This window comes from Mycobacterium sp. pR1184, assembly GCF_041287235.1.
Taxonomy (GTDB): Bacteria; Actinomycetota; Actinomycetes; order Mycobacteriales; family Mycobacteriaceae; genus Mycobacterium.
In genome coordinates this window covers 25,905-43,766 of sequence record NZ_JBGGKR010000012.1, presented here as the reverse complement: position 1 = coordinate 43,766, position 17,862 = coordinate 25,905, and the positions used below count along the sequence as shown (strand labels likewise).

Genomic DNA, 17,862 nt, shown 5'->3' with positions numbered 1-17,862 from the left:
GACGTCAGCCGCGATTGCGTCGGATGATCGCGCGCAACCGTTCCAGCCGTCCGGCGATCTCGCGTTCGACGCCGCGCCCGGTGGGCCGGTAATAGTCGACCCCGGTCAGCTCGTCCGGCGGATATTGTTGCGCCACAACGCCATCCGGGTGGTCGTGCGCGTATTTGTAGCCCTGCGCGTTGCCCAGTGCGGCTGCTCCCGAGTAGTGGCCGTCGCGCAGATGCGCCGGCACCAGACCCGCCTTGCCGGCCTTGATGTCGTTCATCGCCGCGGCCAGTGCGGTGGTCACCGCGTTCGACTTCGGCGCGGTGGCCAGGTGAATAGTGGCGTGCGCCAACGTCAGTTGCGCCTCGGGCATGCCGATCAGCGCGACGGTTTGTGCGGCGGCAACCGCGATCTGCAGCGCCGTCGGATCGGCCATCCCGACGTCCTCGCTGGCCAGGATCATCAGCCGGCGCGCGACGAACCGCGGGTCCTCTCCCGCGACCAGCATGCGGGCCAGGTAGTGCAGCGCGGCGTCGACGTCGGAGCCACGCACCGATTTGATGAACGCACTGATGACGTCGTAGTGCTGATCGCCGTCACGGTCGTAGCGCACGGCGGCTTTGTCCAGTGACTGCTCGACGGCCGCCACCGTCAGCTCGCCGCCCGCCTCGACCGTCTCCGCGGCGACCTCCAGCGCGGTCAGCGCGCGGCGGGCGTCGCCGGCGGCCAATTGCACCAGCAGGTCTACGGCCTCGGGCTGCACCCCGATCTGGCCGCCCAGCCCCCGCGGATCGTCGATGGCGCGCTGCACCACCGTGCGGATGTCGTCGGCCGTCAGCGGGCGCAGCTGCAGGATCAGCGATCGCGACAGCAGCGGCGCCACGACCGAGAACGACGGGTTCTCGGTCGTCGCCGCCACCAGCAACACCACCCGGTTCTCCACCGCGGACAGCAACGCGTCCTGCTGGGTTTTGGAGAACCGGTGCACCTCGTCGATGAACAGCACCGTCTGCTGGCCGGAAAGGAGGGCCTTGCGTGCGCTGTCTATGACCGCCCGGACGTCCTTGACCCCCGCCGACAACGCCGACAGCGCTTCGAATCGGCGGCCGGTCGCGTGCGAGACCAACGCCGCCAACGTCGTCTTCCCGCTGCCCGGCGGCCCGTACAAGATGGCCGACGCCACCCCCGAGCCCTCGACCAGGCGGCGCAGCGGCGAGCCGGGCGCCAGCAAGTGGTCCTGCCCGACGACTTCGTCCAGCGAGGCCGGGCGCATCCGCACCGCCAGCGGCGCGCCGGCCGACACGCTCAGGGCGTCGTTGCCCGTCTGCGATTCGCCGGGCAGGTCAAACAGACCGTCGGACACGGCTTCAGGCATACCACGCAGCTGGGACAGCTACGCGTATTGGCAGCCGGGATCCGAAACGGGCCCCGCAGCAAGCTCCGAAACAAGCGCAGCCCAATCCTCGCTCCCCCGCCGCATATTTGCTAAGTTCCGGGTTGCCTAGTTCCGCGCGTGTGCCCAGCAAGCTATTCCGACAGCAAATTAGGACGGCAAATGAGCCAGCCCCCTGAACAGCCAGGCGACCCGGCCGAACCCTTCGCTGGCGACCAGAACCCGCCGGGCTATGCGGCACCGCCCCAGCACGCCGCGCCGGACTATGGCGCCCCGCCTCCGCCGCCCCCCGGCTACGGCCAGCCGCCTGCCGGTTACGGAGCACCGCCTCCCCCGCCACCCGGCTACGCGGCACCCCCACCCGGCTACGGGGCACCACCGGGGGGCTACCCACCGCCGTCCGGTCTCGGCGGCTACGGGGACCAGGCGTCCCCGCAGTTCGACGTCACCCAGGCGTTCAAGTGGGCGTGGGGCAAGTTCCAGCAGAACATCGCCACACTGGTCGTTCCGGTATTGATCTACGTCGCGGTGATCACCATCTTCGCCCTGATCGCCGCCCTGCTGCCGATGGTTTTCGGTGAGAGCACGAGCACCACCTACACCGACAGCTACGGCGAGACGACCAGCGGCGTGGACATCGCCTATGGCCCGGCGTCGATCGCGGTCATGGTCGTCGGCTACGTGCTGCTCTTCATCGCCGCGATCTACATGCACGCGGGGGTGACGACCGGCTGCCTGGACATCGCCGACGGCAAGCCGGTGACGATCGGCACCTTTTTCAAACCACGCAATATCGGCGCGGTGTTCGTCGTCGCGTTGCTGATCGGGCTCGGCACCGTGGTCGGATCGATCCTGTGCATCATCCCCGGCGTGATCTTCGCGTTCGTCACCTTGTTCGCCATCCCGTTCGTCGTCGACCGATCGCTGTCACCGACGGAAGCCATCAAGGCCAGCATCGCGACGACGCGGGCCAACCTCGTCCCTGCGCTGCTGTCGTGGCTGGTGCAATACGCGGTGGTGCTGGTCGGCGAGCTGCTGTGCGGGGTGGGCATGATCGCGGCCATCCCGGTTGCCGCGCTGATCCAGGTCTACACCTACCGCAAGCTTTCCGGCGGCCAGGTCGTCGCTCTGGCGCAGCCCGGCTACCCGGCGGGACCGCCCGCCGGGCCCCCACCCGGACAACAGTTCGCCTAGGCAGACGAAGTCCAATCCCCGTTCCGCGCGTGCAACGTTAGGACGACACCATGAGCCAGCCCCCTGACCATCCAGGCGATTCGGCCGAACCTCTCGGCGCCAGCCCCAACCCCGCGGGCTACGGCCCACCCCCCGGAAACGCGCCACCACCCGGCTACGGCGCCCCACCGCCCGGCTACGGCGCGCCACCACCCGGCTACGGCGCACCGCCGCCCGGATACGGCCCACCCCCCGGTTACGGCGCGCCCCCGCCACCACCCCCGGGCTACGGTCCACCCCCCGGTTACGGCGCACCTCCTCCCGGCTACGGACCGACCCCGGGCTACGGCGGCCCGGCGACGCCCCAATTCAGCGTGGGTGAGGCCTTCAGCTGGGCCTGGAACACGTTCACCAAGAACGCCGTCGCGCTGATCGTTCCCACCCTCGTCTTCGGTCTGCTGTTCGCCGCGTCGTCCGCGCTGAACTTTGTGGGCCAGAACATGAGCTCGAACGTGACCCCGTACGACTCCTCCGACTATGACTTCGCCTTCGCGGCGAACCTCAGTCCCACTGGCATGGCCGTCGTCGGGCTTGGTTACGTCGTATCCCTGATCGTGACCGCGTATGCCCAGGCCGCGTTCTTCTCCGGATGCCTGGATCTCGCGGACGGCCGCCCGGTGAGCATCGGATCCTTCTTCAAGCCCCGCAACCTCGGCATGGCGTTTCTGGCCGCGATCCTGGTCAGCATCGTCACGTCGGTCGGCTACGCCGCGTGCTTCCTGCCAGGCGTCATCGTGGGGATCTTCACCCAGTTCATCATCCTGTTCGTGGTCGATCGCGGGGAGAACGCCATCAAGGGGTTCGCGTCGGGCTTCTCGTTGGTCGCCTCGAATTTCCTCAACGCCCTGCTGGTGTGGTTGGTCACCATGGCGGCGATCATCGTCGGTGCGCTGTTGTGCGGTGTCGGCCTCCTGGCGGCCGCCCCGCTCGTGGCGCTGATCCTGACGTACTCCTACCGCAAGCTTTCGGGTGGTCAGGTGGTGCCGGTGCAGCAGCCCGGCTACCAGCCCGGACCGCCCGCCGGCCCGCCGTCGGGACCGCTGCCCGCGTAGCCGATCCGGTTCCGCCCGCTCGCGGCGCGCTGCGGCGCTGCGGCCCTTGTGATGAGATCAGCGGTTATGAGCATCAAAGTTGCGCTGGAGCATCGCACCAGCTACACCTTTGACCGGCTGGTTTCAGTGTTCCCGCACGTGGTGCGGTTGCGCCCGGCTCCGCACTCGCGCACGCCCATCGAGGCCTATTCGCTGCGCGTCGAGCCCGCCGACCACTTCATCAACTGGCAACAGGACGCACTCGGCAATTTCCTTGCCCGGCTTGTGTTTCCGAATCCCATGCGGCAGTTGACGATCACCGTCGGCCTGATCGCCGACCTCAAGGTGATCAACCCGTTCGATTTCTTCATCGAAGACTGGGCCGAAACGTGGCCTCCCGCTTCGGGGTTGATCTACCCGAAGGCACTCGCCGAGGACCTCAAGCCCTATCTGCGCCCGGTCGACGAGGACGTCGAAGGGTCGGGCCCCGGCGAGCTGGCGCAGGCCTGGGTGGAGAACTTCTCGGTGCCCGAGGGCACCCGCACCATCGACTTCCTGGTCGCGCTCAACCATGCGGTCAACGCCGACGTGGCCTACAGCCTGCGGATGGAACCCGGGGTCCAGACACCGGATTTCACGCTGCGCAGCGGCGTCGGATCGTGCCGCGATTCGGCATGGCTGCTGGTGTCGATTCTGCGCCAGTTCGGGCTGGCCGCCCGGTTCGTCTCCGGCTATCTGGTGCAATTGGCCTCCGACGTGGAAGCCCTCGACGGGCCGTCGGGGCCGGCGGCCGATTTCACCGACCTGCACGCGTGGACCGAGGTGTACATCCCCGGCGCGGGCTGGATCGGGCTCGATCCCACGTCGGGGCTGTTCGCCGGGGAAGGCCACATCCCGCTGGCGGCCACCCCGCATCCCTCGAGCGCTGCTCCCATCACCGGCAGCACCGACCCATGTCAGACCACCCTGGAGTTCTCCAACACCGTCACCCGCATCCACGAGGATCCGCGCGTCACACGGCCCTACCCGGATGCGGCGTGGGAGACCATCTGCGCGGTCGGCCACAGTGTCGACGAACGGCTTGCCGCCGCCGACGTCCGGCTGACGGTCGGCGGCGAACCGACGTTTGTGTCGGTGGACAACCAGGTCGACAAGGAGTGGACGACCGCCGCCGACGGTCCGCACAAACGTGAGCGCGCGTCCGCGCTGGCCGCCCGGCTCAAAGCGGTGTGGGCTCCCCAAGGGCTGATCCATCGCGGCCAGGGTCGGTGGTATCCGGGAGAACCGTTGCCGCGCTGGCAGATCGGCCTGTACTGGCGCACCGACGGGTTGCCCCTGTGGACCGACGACGCGCTGCTGGCCGACCCGTGGGCGTCCGAACCGACGAGCTCGACCGCGGACAACGAGACGGCCTACAAGATCCTCGCCGAGGTCGCCGAAAGTCTGGGACTGCCGCTGTCGCAGGTGCGGCCCGCCTTCGAGGACCCGTTGGCCCGGCTGGCGGCCAAAATCTGTCTCCCGCAGGGCGACGCGGTGCAACCCGGCGACGACCTCGCCGACGACGACGTCGAGGCGCGCGCCACGCTGCTGGCGCGCCTCGACGAAACCACCACGGCCCCAGCCGCATTCGTGTTGCCGCTGCACCGCCGCGCTGACGACCTGGGCTGGGCCAGCGCGAACTGGAAGCTGCGCCGCGGCCGCGTCGTGCTGCTCGAGGGGGATTCGCCCGCCGGGCTGCGGCTGCCGCTGAGTTCGATCAGCTGGAAGCCGCCGCGTCCGTCGTTCGATGTCGATCCCACCGCCGTGTCCGACACCTTGCCGGCGGAGTCGACCAGCGCGCCGGTGGAAGACCCGGACACCGCGCCGCCGACCGCGATGGTCGCCGAGCCCCGTGACGGGCTGCTCTACGTGTTCCTCCCGCCCACCGAGGCGCTGGAACACTTCGTCGACCTCGTCGCCCGCATCGAGGCCGCGGCCGCCAAAACCCGCAGCCCGGTCGTCATCGAGGGCTATGGCCCACCGCCGGACCCGCGGCTGCAGTCGACGACGATCACGCCCGACCCCGGCGTGATCGAAGTCAACATCGCGCCCACCGCCAGTTTCGACGAACAGCGCCAGCAGCTCGAAACGCTGTACGAGCAAGCACGATTGGCTCGCCTGTCCACGGAGTCGTTCGACATCGACGGCAGCCACGGCGGTACCGGGGGTGGCAACCACATCACGCTCGGCGGCGTGACGCCGGCGGACTCGCCGCTGTTGCGCCGCCCTGACCTGCTGGTCTCGCTGCTGACCTACTGGCAACGGCACCCGTCGCTGTCCTACCTGTTCGCCGGCCGGTTCGTCGGCACCACGTCGCAAGCGCCACGGGTCGACGAGGGCCGCGCCGAGGCGCTCTACGAGCTCGAGATCGCGTTCGCCGAGATCGCCCGGCTCTCGGCGGGCGGGGCCGCCAAACCATGGGTGACCGACCGCGCGCTGCGGCACCTGCTGACCGACGTCACCGGCAACACCCACCGCGCCGAGTTCTGCATCGACAAGCTCTACAGCCCCGACAGCCCCCGTGGCCGGCTCGGCCTGCTGGAGCTGCGCGGGTTCGAGATGCCGCCGCACCTGCGGATGGCGATGGTGCAGTCGCTGCTGGTGCGCTCGCTGGTGGCCTGGTTCTGGGACGAGCCGCTGCGCGCCCCGCTGATCCGACACGGCACCAACCTGCACGGCCGATACCTGTTGCCGCACTTCCTGATTCACGACATCGCCGACGTCGCCGCCGACCTGCGCGCGCACGGCATCGCGTTCGAGACCAGCTGGCTGGACCCGTTCACCGAATTCCGGTTCCCGCGCATCGGTACGGCGGTCTTCGACGGCGTCGAGATCGAGCTGCGCGGAGCGATCGAGCCGTGGAACACCCTCGGCGAGGAGGCCACCGCGACGGGCACCGCCCGCTACGTCGACTCGTCGGTGGAGCGCCTGCAGATCCGCATCATCGGCGCCGACCGGCACCGCTACGTGGTGACCTGCAACGGCTATCCGGTGCCGTTGCTGGCCACCGACAACCCCGACATCCACGTGGGCGGGGTGCGGTACAAGGCGTGGCAGCCGCCCAGCGCGCTGCATCCGACGATCACCACCGACGTGCCATTACAGTTCGAGCTGATCGACCTGACGTCGGGCACCTCGCGTGGCGGCTGCACTTATCACGTCTCGCATCCGGGTGGCATGGCCTATGAGGAGCCACCCGTCAACGCCGTCGCGGCCGAATCGCGCCGAGCCCGACGGTTCGAGGCGATCGGCTTCACCCCGGGCAAACTGGACCTCGCCGGCATCCGGGAGAAGCAGGCCCGGATATTCACCGATATCGGCGCGCCGGGCATTCTCGACCTGCGGCGCGTGCGTACCGTGCAGCGGTGATGGCTTCGTCGGAAACTGGCATCTACATGGCACTCGATCCGTCGGCGGTTCCGGCCGAGCATTACGACGCCGATCGACTGCTGGCCGGGTACCGGACCGCACGCGCCCAGGAAGCGCTGTTCGAGGTGCGCCCCACCGGCTCACTGGGAGCCGGCTACGACGAATTCCTCGGCGAAGACGGACACGTGCGCCCGGCCTGGACCGAGCTGGCCGACACGGTCGCCGAACGTGGCCGGACCGGGCTGAATCAGCTGCGCTCGGTGGTGCACAACCTGATCGACAACGACGGGATCACTTACACCGAAGTCGATCCCACCAGCGGTCACGCCCTCGAACCCCGGCCGTGGAGCCTGGACACGCTGCCGATCGTGGTGTCCGCGGCCGATTGGGAGGTGCTCGAGGCCGGGCTGGTGCAGCGCTCGCGGCTGCTCGATGCCGTGCTGGCCGACCTGTACGGGCCGCGCAGGCTGCTCACCGACGGCCTGCTGCCCCCGGAGCTGGTGTTCGCCCACCCCGGATACGTCCGCGCGGCCAGCGGAATCGAAGTGCCGGGCCACCACCAATTGTTCATGCACGGCTGCGATCTGAGCCGGCTGCCCAGCGGCTCCTTCGAGGTGAATGCCGACTGGACGCAGGCGCCCTCGGGCGCCGGTTATGCGCTGGCGGATCGACGCGTGGTGGCGCACGCGATTCCGGATCTCTACGAGCGGATCGCGCCGCGGCCCAACACACCGTTCGCACAGGCGCTGCGACTGGCGCTGATCGATTCCGCGCCCGACGATGCCCAAGACCCGGTGGTCGTGGTGCTCAGCCCGGGCATCTACTCCGAAACCGCGTTCGACCAGGCGTATCTCGCGACGCTGCTGGGTTTTCCGCTGGTGGAAAGCGCCGACTTGGTGGTCCGCGACGGCAAACTCTGGATGCGCTCGCTGGGGACGCTGAAGCGGGTCGACGTGGTTCTTCGCCGCGTGGACGCGCTCTACGCCGACCCGCTGGATCTGCGCGCCGATTCCCGGCTCGGGGTGGTCGGTTTGGTGGAGGCGCAACGCCGCGGCACGGTGACCGTGGTCAACACGCTGGGCAGCGGAATCCTGGAAAGCCCTGGGCTGCTGCGCTTTCTGCCCGAGCTGGCCGAGCAGCTGCTGGGCGAAGCCCCGCTGCTGAACACGGCGCCGGTGTACTGGGGAGGCATCGAAAAGGAACGTTCGCACCTGCTGGCCAACCTCTCGTCGCTGTTGATCAAATCCACAGTCGGCGGGGAAACCCTTGTCGGACCGACACTTTCGTCGACCCAGCTGGCCGGACTCACCGCACAGATCGAGAGCATGCCGTGGCAGTGGGCCGGCCAGGAGCTGCCCCAATTCTCCTCCGCACCGACCGACCACGCCGGTGTGCTGTCATCGGCGGGCGTGGGCATGCGGCTGTTCACGGTCGCCCAACGTAGCGGCTACGCCCCGATGATCGGCGGCGTCGGCTACGTGCTAGCTCCTGGCCCCGCCGCGTATGAGCTGAAAACTGTTGCAGCTAAGGATGTTTGGGTTCGTCCGACCGAACGTGTACGAGCGGAGACCATCACGCTGCCGACCGAGGCGCAACCGGTCAAGACTGCCGCGGGCACCTGGGGCGTCAGCTCGCCGCGTGTGCTGTCCGACCTGTTCTGGATCGGTCGCTACGGCGAGCGCGCGGAAAGCACGGCCCGGCTGCTGATGGCCGCCCGCGACCGCTTCCACGTCTACCGCCACCACCAGGACAGCGAGGAAAGCGAGGTGGTGCCGGTGCTGATGGCCGCCCTGGGCCGCATCACCGGCAGCGACACCGGGGCCGACAACGACCACGCCGAGATGATCGCGATCGTGCCGTCGACCTTGTGGGCGTTGACCTTCGACCCGGACCGGGCTGGATCTCTGGTCCAGTCCGTGGAGGGGCTCGCCCTGGCCGCCAGGGCGGTGCGCGACCAGATGTCCAACGACACCTGGGTGGTGCTGGCCAACCTGGAACGCGGACTTGCGCACCGGCCCGAGCCGCCGCAGTCGCTGGCCGAGGCCGACACCCGGCTCGCGTCGGCGCATGGACGCACTCTGGCCGGGATGCTGACCCTGTCGGGGGTGGCCGCCGAGTCGATGGTGCGCGACGCGGGCTGGACGATGATGGACATCGGCAAGCGGATCGAACGCGGCCTGTGGCTGACCGCATTGCTGGGCGCCACGCTCACGACGGTCCGCAGCGCGGATGCCGAGCAGACCATCATCGAGTCGACGCTGGTGGCCTGCGAGTCGTCGGTCATCTACCGGCGCCGCACCGTCGGTCAGGTCAGTATTGCCGCGGTGACCGAACTGATGCTGTTCGACGCGAAAAACCCGCGCTCGCTGCTCTATCAGCTGGAGCGGCTACGGGCCAACCTCAAGGACCTGCCCAGCGCGTCGGGGTCGTCGCGTCCGGAGCGGACCGTGGAGGAGATCAGCACGCTGCTGCGCCGCTCAGACCCCGCCGAGCTGGAGGTGGCCGTCGACGGGCACCGCGAAGAGCTGGCCGACCTGCTCGCCACGATGCACACCGAGTTGCGCGACCTGGCCGGCGTCATCACCGACACGCAGCTGACCCTGCCCGGCGGCATGCAGCCGCTGTGGGGCCCGGACGAACGACGGGTGATGCCCGCCTAGCCCTAACCGGCCACCGCGGCCGGCGTGTCCGACGCCGTCACCTCTTCGATGACGTTGTGGATGAACTGCATCTTCTCCAGCACCGGGGCCGGCAGTACGAACGGGTACAGGTCGTCGTGGCCCATCGAGCGGTTCACCATGTTCAGCGACCACGACAGCGGCAGCCACAAATCGATGATGGCGCCAAACGCGCTGGGGCCCAACGGTGGTCGGTCGAAGGTCGCCGAGGCCGGGGCGAATCCGGACCACGCGCAGGTGTCCAGGGTGTCGCGGATGTGCAGGTAGTGGGCGTAGGTCTCGGCCCAATCCTCGGCCGGGTGCATCGTCGCGTACGACGACACGAAATTCTCCTGCCAGCCCTCCGGCGCACCTTGGTTGTAGTGCCGATCCAGCGCTTCCTGATAGTCGGCATCGGGATCGCCGAACAACTCGTTGAACCGCCGCAGGTAATCGTCTGACGTGATGAGGCGGTAATAGTAGTAGTGCCCGATCTCGTGGCGGAAGTGCCCGAGCAACGTCCGGTAGGGCTCGTCCATCTCGACCCGTAGCTGCTCCCGGTGCACGTCGTCACCCTCAGCCAAATCGATTGTGATGACGCCATTTTCATGGCCGGTCATCACCTGTTCCTGCCCACTGGACAGCAGCCGGAAGGCCAGCCCGTAATCGGCGTCCTGATCGCGGCCGATGATCGGCAGCCTCAGCTCGTGCAACTCGACGACCAGACGCCGCTTGGCGGCCTCGGCCGCCGCGAACTCGGCCAGGCCGACCGAGTCGGCATCGTTGGGCCGTTCGGTGGTCAATACACACGACGCGCACAGCAGCCGCGGGTTGTTGACGGGCACCAGCCAATTGCACACGGCGACTTGGCGATTGGCGCACAGCTCGTACTCGGAGGCGCTGACGAAGCCGGGCTTCTCACTAGCCTCGCCGTCGGTGATCACCAGCAGAGCCATCTGATCGAGTGAGAACCCCAGCGCACTACCACAATTCAAGCAGGTGGAGTTCTCGAACGTCAGCCGCTGGCCACAGTTGGGGCAATTGAAATCACGCATGGAGCTCGTCCCCTTCGAAGGGCACCACGTCGACGGCCACGTCGATCACGCTGCGCTCGGAGTCGGTGTAGATGATGCCGCGCAGCGGTGGGACGTCCGCGTAGTCACGGCCCCGCCCCACGATGATGTAGCGCTGGTCGACCATTTGGTCATTGGTGGGATCCAGCCCAAGCCACTCGAACTGGCCGGGTTCCTGTGGTGTCCACACCGCGGCCCAGGCGTGGGTCGCGTCGATGCCGATCATCCGTTCCTTTCCGGGGGGCGGGTCGGTGGCCAGATAACCGGACACGTAACTGGCGGCCAACCCGTTGGCTCGCAGGCAAGCGATCGCCAGCCTCGCGAAGTCTTGACATACCCCTTCTCGGGCCGCCAGAACCTCTTTGACCCCGGTGGAAATCGTTGTCGACCCGGATCGGTAGGTGAAGTCGCTGAAAATCCGCGACGCGAGATCGCGCAGCACCTCGATCAGCGGCCGCTCGGGCACGAAACTGGGGGCCGCATAGTCGCGGACCTCGTCGGTGATCTCAGGTGGATTCAGGTCCAGGGCGAACTCGGTGGCCAGCGCTCCCCGGCGCCCGGCCGGCCGGGCCGCTTCCCAGGGCTGCAGCGCCGGCCCGCTGCGGTACCGCTCGGGCGGCGCGGGATAGACGTCGACGATGGAGTCGCTGGTCACCGTCAGGGTCTGGTGCGGTTCGGTGACATGGAAGTAAGAGCTGATGTTTCCGTAGCCGTCGACGCTGGTAGAGCTGTCGGCGGGGGCCGGGTCGATGGTCAGCCGGTGCGCGATGCAGCGCTGGCGCTGGGAGTCGCGCGGCGTCAGGAAGCCGCGGCCGTAGGAGCTGGTCACGACGTCCGAGTAGCGGTACTCGGTGCGATGGGTGACGCGATGGCGGCGGGTGTCCGGCTCATGCACCGCAGAAGACACGACTGACCTCCTGATATCTCCGAATGCGTGGGTGGGCGACCGATAGCCAATACGGCTCCAACCGCACCCTAGCGGGAGCACAATCGATCTGTGGCCACCTGGGACGACGTCGCCCGGATCGTGGGTGAGCTGCCACTCACCTGCGAGCAGTCGCCGCATGACTGGAGGGTCGGCAAGAAGTTGCTGGCGTGGGAGCGTCCGCTGCGCGTGTCGGACCGCGCCGCGCTGGCCACCAACGGGGTCCAGGCGCCCGAGGGCGACATCCTCGGCGTCTGGGTGTCCGACGAGGGCGTCAAGTTCGCGCTGGTCGCCGACGAGCCGGACATCTACTTCACCACCCCGCACTTCGATGGCTATCCCGCGGTGCTGGTCAAGCTTGCGGAGATCGATGTGCGCGGTCTCGAGGAGCTGATCACCGAGGCCTGGCTGACCCGCGCGCCCAAGAAGCTGGTCCAGGAGTACCTGACCGGCTCGATCTGAGCAGCCCTATCGCTGGCCCAGCTCGATCACCCGCTGCAGGTCGTCGACGCACGCTTGGACGACGTCGGCCAGCACCACTTCGTTTCTTTCCCGCGCGTTCGCCAGCAGCGTCGACGTGTGCCGGCGGGCGGCTTCGACATGGCTGGTCGCGGTCGTGGGATCGGATTCGGCCAGCGCCGTCGCCCGCGCGAGATCGCCGAGCACCGCCTCCGCCGGTTGCGGAAGCCGGTCGCAGCAGCCGTCGACCGCGGGGACCACGGCGCGGGCCAGCTGCAGCACCGAGACGGCGAGCATGGCCAGATGCAGGGCTTGGTGATCCGCGGCCTGCACGGCGTCGCGAAGTCCCCACCGCCGCGGCGCGAACCGCACGACCTGACGCGCCGTGGCTCGCGCCTGGATGAGTCCGCTCAGCTGCTCGTGCACCCTGTCGACGGCCGGCAGCGGCCAGTCCCGGCCGGGAACGTCACGGCCGCGGACCAGGTCAACGGTGCGGTCGAGCACCGAATGCAGGGTGCGCAACACTTCGACGCGCGCGCTGCGCAGCACGACGAGCGGGTCGGCCGGAAACAGCAGGGTGGCGACGACGATCGCCAGGCCCCCGCCGATCAGCGCATCGTAGATGCGCTCCCAGCCGACACCGCTGCGGTAGAGGGCGATCACCAGAATCGACGACACGACGGTCTGGTTGGCGAACATCATCCCCTGGCCGATGTAGCCCTGACCGATGAAGACCGCCGCCAACAGCGCGGCCAGCGCCGCGATCGTGATGGACACGGCCCCGGGTCCACACAGCGCCTGCACCAGGGTTCCCGTCCCGATGCCCAGGGTCACGCCGACGATCATCTGGATCGCCCGTTGCGCGCGCAGCACATTGCTGGTCGACAGCGACACCGCCGCGGCGATCGGGGCGAAGAACGGTTGCGGGTGTGCCAGTAGGTCGTGCGCGATGTACCAGGACAGACCCGCTGCCACCGAGGTCTGCACGAGGTAGAACCACACGCCGCGGACCCGTTTGAAACCCCCGAGGACGGCCCGACCCGCGAACGGCCGCGTCAGCAGCGAAGTGCTCATCTGGCCTGCTTACCGCAGCGCCGGTGCGCGCGGCAATGCGAGAAGTGTCAGCCGCGCCGCAACTCGAACAGTGGAATGATCCGGTTGCTCTTCGACTGGTATTCGGCGAACACCGGCGCCGCGGCGACGACCTTGGGCAGGATCGCGTCCCGCTCGCCGGACGGCAGTTCGCGCGCGGTGGCGTCGTAGGTGTCCACGCCGGAGGCGGTGGCCACCTCGAGGTGGACCCGCGGGTTGGCGCGCAGGTTGTGCACCCAGGCGGGGTCCTTGGGCGACCCGGCGAACGAGCCGAGGATGATCCGCTTGCCGTCGATGTCGAAATACGCCAGCGGCGATAACCGTGACTGCCCGGACTTGGCGCCCGTCGTGGTGAGCAGCAACAGCTTGGCACCGTCGAACTGTCCACCTACCTTGCCGGCATTAGCGCGGAATTCGTCGGCGATCGCGTCGTTGAACGCCTTGATGGTTTCGGCATCTGGGATCTCGGTCATGCCTGGTCAACCTTTTTGGGTTTGGCATCTATTCCGGACTCTTTGCGCTGCTGCGCGGTGATCGGCGCGGGTGCATCGGTCAGCGGGTCGACGCCACCACCGGTCTTCGGGAAGGCGATCACCTCGCGGATCGAGTCCACCCCGGACAGCAGCGCGTTGATCCGGTCCCATCCGAACGCGATGCCGCCGTGCGGCGGGGCGCCAAACGTGAACGCCTCCAAGAGGAATCCGAACTTCTCCTGCGCCTCGGCCTGGTCCAGGCCCATCACCGCGAACACCCGTTCCTGGATGTCGCGGCGGTGGATACGGATCGAGCCGCCGCCGATCTCGTTGCCGTTGCAGACGATGTCGTAGGCATCGGCGAGCACCGCACCGGGTTCGGAGTCGAGGGCACTCTCGAACTCCGGCTTGGGCGAGGTGAACGCGTGGTGCACCGCGGTCCAGGCACCGGAGCCCACGGCGACGTCGCCGGCGGCGGTCGCGTCCTCGGCGGGTTCGAACAGCGGCGGGTCGACCACCCAGACGAACGCCCAGGCGCCCGCGTCAATCAGGTTGAGCCGCTGCGCGATCTCGCCGCGGGCGGCACCCAGCAGCGCGCGCGACGCCTTCGCCGGGCCGGCGGAGAAGAAGATGCAGTCGCCCGGACCGGCGCCGACGTGGCCGGCCAGGCCGTCGCGTTCGGCATCGGTCAGATTCTTGGCCACCGGACCGCTCAGCTCCCCGTCGTCGCCGACCAGCACGTAGGCCAGCCCGCGGTGCCCGCGCTGTTTGGCCCAGTCCTGCCAGCCGTCCAGCGTGCGGCGCGGCTGCGACGCCCCGCCGGGCATCACCACCGCACCGACGTACGGCGCCTGGAACACCCGGAATGTGGTGTCGGAGAAGAACTCTGTGCACTCGACGAGCTCCAGCCCGAAACGCATGTCCGGCTTGTCGGAGCCGAACCGTCGCATCGCGTCGGCGTAGCTGATCCGCGGGATCGGCGTCGGGATCTGGTAGCCGATCAGGGCCCACAGCGCGGTCAGGATCTCCTCGGAAATCGCGATGATGTCCTCGACGTCGACGAAGCTCATCTCCATGTCGAGCTGAGTGAATTCCGGTTGCCGGTCGGCGCGGAAATCCTCGTCGCGGTAGCAGCGCGCGATCTGGTAGTAGCGCTCCATGCCGGCCACCATCAGCAACTGTTTGAACAGCTGCGGACTTTGCGGCAGCGCGTAGAACGACCCGGGGTGCAGCCGGGCCGGCACCAGGAAGTCGCGCGCGCCCTCCGGCGTCGAACGGGTGATCGTCGGTGTCTCGATCTCGACGAAGTCGTGGCGCGCCAGCACCGATCGGGCGGCGGCATTCACCTTGGAGCGCAACCGAATTGCCGCAGCCGGCCCGTCGCGGCGCAGATCGAGGTAGCGGTACTTCAGCCGCAGCTCCTCACCCGCCGGCTCGTCCAATTGGAATGGCAGCGGCGCACTTTCGCCGAGCACCGTCAACGACGTGACGTTCAATTCGACGTCGCCGGTGGGGATCTCGGCGTTGGCGTTGCCTTCCGGTCGGATCTCGACGACGCCGTGCACCGCGACGCAGAACTCGGCGCGCAACCGGTGCGCCTGCTCCAGCACGTCGGCCGCGCGGAAGACCACCTGCGCGATGCCGGACGCGTCCCGCAGGTCGATGAAAATGACGCCTCCGTGATCGCGGCGGCGAGCCACCCACCCGACCAGCGTCACCCGTTGGCCGGCGTCGCGATCCCGTAGCGAACCAGCGGCGTGGCTGCGCAGCACGAATACTCCTCTTGACGTTGGACGACTGACCAGTCTAAGGGGCGGTGTAACTTCGCTTTTATCGCCACAAACATCGCTCTCGTCGGTCCCGGCGCCGTCGGCACGACGATCGCCGCATTGCTGCACAAGGCCGGGCATTCGGTGCTGGTCTGCGGTCGCACGCCCCGCGACAGCATCGAACTGCGTCCCGACGGCCAGGACCCGATCGTGGTGCCCGGACCCGTGCAGACCGATCCCGATCACGTGTCCGGACCCGCCGACGTCGTGGTACTGGCGGTCAAGGCCACCCAGAACGCGGCCTCGGCCGGCTGGCTCGCGCGCCTGTGCGCCGAGCACACCATCGTCATGGTGCTGCAGAACGGCGTCGAGCAGGTCGAGCAGGTCCAGCCGCTGTGCCCGTCGTCGCCCGTGGTCCCGGGGATCGTCTGGTACAGCGCCGAGACCCAGCCCGAGGGTTGGGTGCGTCTGCGCACGGAGCCCGCGCTGGTGCTGCCCAGCGGCCCTTCGGCACAGACAGTGGCCGAGCTGCTGCGGGGTGCCGGCTGCCGGGTGGACTGCGACCCCGACTTTCTCACCGGCGCCTGGCGCAAATTGCTGCTCAACGCGTTGGCCGGGTTGATGGCGCTGTCCGGTCGGAGGTCCGGAATGTTCCGCCGCGACGACATCGCCGAGCTGTCGCACCGCTATGTCGCCGAATGTCTGGCCGTCGCACAGGCCGATGGCGCCCGGTTGCCCGACGACATCGTCGACGAATTGGTCGGCACGTTCCGCAGCGCGCCACAGGACATGGGCACCTCGATCCTGGCCGACCGGGAGAACCACCGGCAGATGGAATGGGACCTGCGCAACGGAGTGATCATCCGCAAGGCGCGCGCACACAACCTGCCGACGCCGATCAGCGATGTGCTGGTGCCACTGCTGGCCGCGGCCAGCGACGGTCCCGGCTAGATTGAGCCGCATGTTCCCCTGCGAGCGCGTCGATCTCGACTTCATCGAGAACGCGCCCTTCCGGTTTCGCAACAGCGTCGACCTGGCCATCACACCCGAGCAGGTTTTCGAGGTGCTGGCCGACGCCGAAGCCTGGCCGCGCTGGGCGTCGGTGATCACCAAGGTGACCTGGACCAGTCCCGAGCCGCGTGGTGTGGGCACCACCCGCATCGTGGAGATGCGTGGCGGTATCACCGGTGATGAGGAATTCCTGGCCTGGGAGCCGTTCACCCGCATGGCCTTCCGGTTCAACGAGTGCTCTACCAAAGCCGTCGCCGCTTTCGCCGAGGACTACCTCGTCGAGGTCATCCCCGGCGGCTGCCGGCTGACCTGGACCATGGCCCAGAAACCGGCCGGGCCGGCCCGATTTGCGATGGTGTTCACCGGGCCGCTGCTGAACCTGGGCCTGCGCCGGTTCTTGAGCAACCTTCGCCGCTATACCGACAACCGCTTTGCTGCTACGCAACAGCGTTAGGTGTGTGCAAAGCTAAACCATGACCTTCAACGAGGGTATGCAGATCGACACCAGCACCGCGGCATCATCCGGCGGTGGCGGCATGGGGATGGCCCTCGGGGGCGGCGGGATCGGGCTGCTGATCCTGGTCGCGGCCTTGTTCTTCGGCATCGATCCCGGCAAGGTCATGGCCCCGCAGGGCGCGAACACCGGCGGCTACTCGGCGCCCGGATTCGACCTGAGCCAGTGCAAGACCGGAGCCGACGCCAACAAGTACGTGCAGTGCCGCGTGGTCGCCACCGGCAACTCGGTGGACGCGGTATGGCACCAGCTGATGCCGAACTACACCCGCCCGCACGTGCGACTGTTCACCGGATCGGTCAACACCGGCTGCGGACCGGCTACCACCGCGGTGGGGCCGTTCTACTGCCCGGTGGACCAGACCGCGTATTTCGACACCGACTTCTTCAAGGAGCTGGTCGATAGATTCGGTTCCAGCGGTGGACCTTTCGCGCAGGAGTACGTGGTCGCCCACGAATACGGCCACCACGTCCAGCAGTTGCAGGGCAACCTGGGTCGCGCCCAGCAGGGCGCGCAGGGCGCCGGCGGGAACGGAGTCCGCACCGAGTTGCAGGCCGACTGCTACGCCGGCATCTGGGCGCACTACGCGTCGACGGTCAAGCAGGAAAGCACCGGCGTCCCGTACCTGGAGCCGTTGAGCGACAAGGACATTCAGGACGCGCTCTCGGCTGCCGCCTCAGTCGGCGATGACCGGATCCAGAAGGAGTCGACCGGTCGCGTCAATCCCGAGTCGTGGACCCACGGGTCCGCAGCGCAACGCCAAAAGTGGTTCACCGTCGGCTACCAGACCGGCGATGTACAGCAGTGCGACACGTTCGCCTCGACGAACCTCGGCTAGA

At 68.3% G+C, this 17,862-nt stretch carries 14 protein-coding genes; 8 read left to right on the top strand and 6 right to left on the bottom strand.

All coding sequences use genetic code 11. The features are described 5' to 3' along the window. Window positions 1-4: 4 nt before the first annotated feature. The gene (locus tag ACAG21_RS20395) at window positions 5-1,360 is read right to left on the bottom strand and encodes a replication-associated recombination protein A (protein WP_370498074.1); all 1,356 of its coding nucleotides are present in this window, start codon (window positions 1,358-1,360) and stop codon (window positions 5-7) included. A 180-nt stretch (window positions 1,361-1,540) separates the two neighbouring features. Here ACAG21_RS20395 and ACAG21_RS20390 point away from each other — a divergent pair, with 180 nt between their 5' ends. The 4 genes from ACAG21_RS20390 to ACAG21_RS20375 all read left to right on the top strand — a co-directional run bounded on the left by ACAG21_RS20390 (window position 1,541) and on the right by ACAG21_RS20375 (window position 9,710). Continuing rightward, a complete protein-coding gene (locus tag ACAG21_RS20390; protein WP_370498072.1) occupies window positions 1,541-2,572 on the top strand; it encodes a hypothetical protein in 1,032 nt (343 codons plus the stop codon). 50 nt (window positions 2,573-2,622) lie between these two features. Continuing rightward, window positions 2,623-3,663, top strand: a complete 1,041-nt coding sequence (locus ACAG21_RS20385; protein ID WP_370498071.1) for a hypothetical protein — start codon at window positions 2,623-2,625, stop codon at window positions 3,661-3,663. Window positions 3,664-3,729: 66 nt separating this feature from the next. After that, window positions 3,730-7,050 (top strand): DUF2126 domain-containing protein, encoded by a 3,321-nt coding sequence (locus ACAG21_RS20380; RefSeq protein WP_370498070.1) that lies wholly within the window; start codon window positions 3,730-3,732, stop codon window positions 7,048-7,050. A gap of 26 nt (window positions 7,051-7,076) precedes the next feature. Next, complete coding sequence (locus tag ACAG21_RS20375; RefSeq protein WP_370498231.1) at window positions 7,077-9,710, top strand: circularly permuted type 2 ATP-grasp protein; 2,634 nt, start codon at window positions 7,077-7,079, stop codon at window positions 9,708-9,710. Window positions 9,711-9,712: 2 nt separating this feature from the next. Here the strand turns inward: ACAG21_RS20375 and ACAG21_RS20370 are convergent, their stop codons facing one another. Both ACAG21_RS20370 and ACAG21_RS20365 read right to left on the bottom strand, forming a co-directional pair. Continuing rightward, window positions 9,713-10,762: a putative zinc-binding metallopeptidase gene (locus ACAG21_RS20370; RefSeq protein ID WP_370498069.1), complete on the bottom strand. Its 1,050-nt coding sequence runs from the start codon at window positions 10,760-10,762 to the stop codon at window positions 9,713-9,715. Continuing rightward, complete coding sequence (locus ACAG21_RS20365; protein ID WP_370498068.1) at window positions 10,755-11,687, bottom strand: transglutaminase N-terminal domain-containing protein; 933 nt, start codon at window positions 11,685-11,687, stop codon at window positions 10,755-10,757. The genes ACAG21_RS20370 and ACAG21_RS20365 overlap by 8 nt, the downstream gene beginning before the upstream one ends. Window positions 11,688-11,777: 90 nt before the next feature. Here ACAG21_RS20365 and ACAG21_RS20360 point away from each other — a divergent pair, with 90 nt between their 5' ends. Then, window positions 11,778-12,167 carry an MmcQ/YjbR family DNA-binding protein gene (locus ACAG21_RS20360; RefSeq protein WP_370498067.1) on the top strand — a complete coding sequence of 130 codons (390 nt, stop codon included), beginning with the start codon at window positions 11,778-11,780 and terminating at the stop codon, window positions 12,165-12,167. A gap of 6 nt (window positions 12,168-12,173) precedes the next feature. On the opposite strand, the gene ACAG21_RS20355 is transcribed toward ACAG21_RS20360, so the two are convergent. The 3 genes from ACAG21_RS20355 to aspS are packed head-to-tail and all read right to left on the bottom strand — an operon-like array spanning window position 12,174 to window position 15,501. Beyond that, window positions 12,174-13,238 (bottom strand): aromatic acid exporter family protein, encoded by a 1,065-nt coding sequence (locus ACAG21_RS20355; RefSeq protein WP_370498066.1) that lies wholly within the window; start codon window positions 13,236-13,238, stop codon window positions 12,174-12,176. 47 nt (window positions 13,239-13,285) lie between these two features. Further along, window positions 13,286-13,729 carry a nitroreductase family deazaflavin-dependent oxidoreductase gene (locus ACAG21_RS20350; RefSeq protein ID WP_370498065.1) on the bottom strand — a complete coding sequence of 148 codons (444 nt, stop codon included), beginning with the start codon at window positions 13,727-13,729 and terminating at the stop codon, window positions 13,286-13,288. Further along, a complete protein-coding gene (aspS, locus tag ACAG21_RS20345; RefSeq protein ID WP_370498064.1) occupies window positions 13,726-15,501 on the bottom strand; it encodes an aspartate--tRNA ligase in 1,776 nt (591 codons plus the stop codon). The genes ACAG21_RS20350 and aspS overlap by 4 nt, the downstream gene beginning before the upstream one ends. A gap of 60 nt (window positions 15,502-15,561) precedes the next feature. On the opposite strand from aspS, the gene ACAG21_RS20340 reads away from it, so the two are divergent. From ACAG21_RS20340 to ACAG21_RS20330, 3 genes are read left to right on the top strand one after another with little or no spacing between them, the layout of a single operon-like run. Beyond that, on the top strand, window positions 15,562-16,449 hold the full coding sequence (locus ACAG21_RS20340; protein WP_370498230.1) for an oxidoreductase: 888 nt from the start codon (window positions 15,562-15,564) through the stop codon (window positions 16,447-16,449). Between the two features lie 10 nt (window positions 16,450-16,459). Then, window positions 16,460-16,963, top strand: a complete 504-nt coding sequence (locus ACAG21_RS20335) for an SRPBCC family protein (protein ID WP_370498062.1) — start codon at window positions 16,460-16,462, stop codon at window positions 16,961-16,963. A 19-nt stretch (window positions 16,964-16,982) separates the two neighbouring features. Beyond that, a complete protein-coding gene (locus tag ACAG21_RS20330) occupies window positions 16,983-17,861 on the top strand; it encodes a neutral zinc metallopeptidase (RefSeq protein ID WP_370498061.1) in 879 nt (292 codons plus the stop codon). Window position 17,862: the final 1 nt, after the last annotated feature.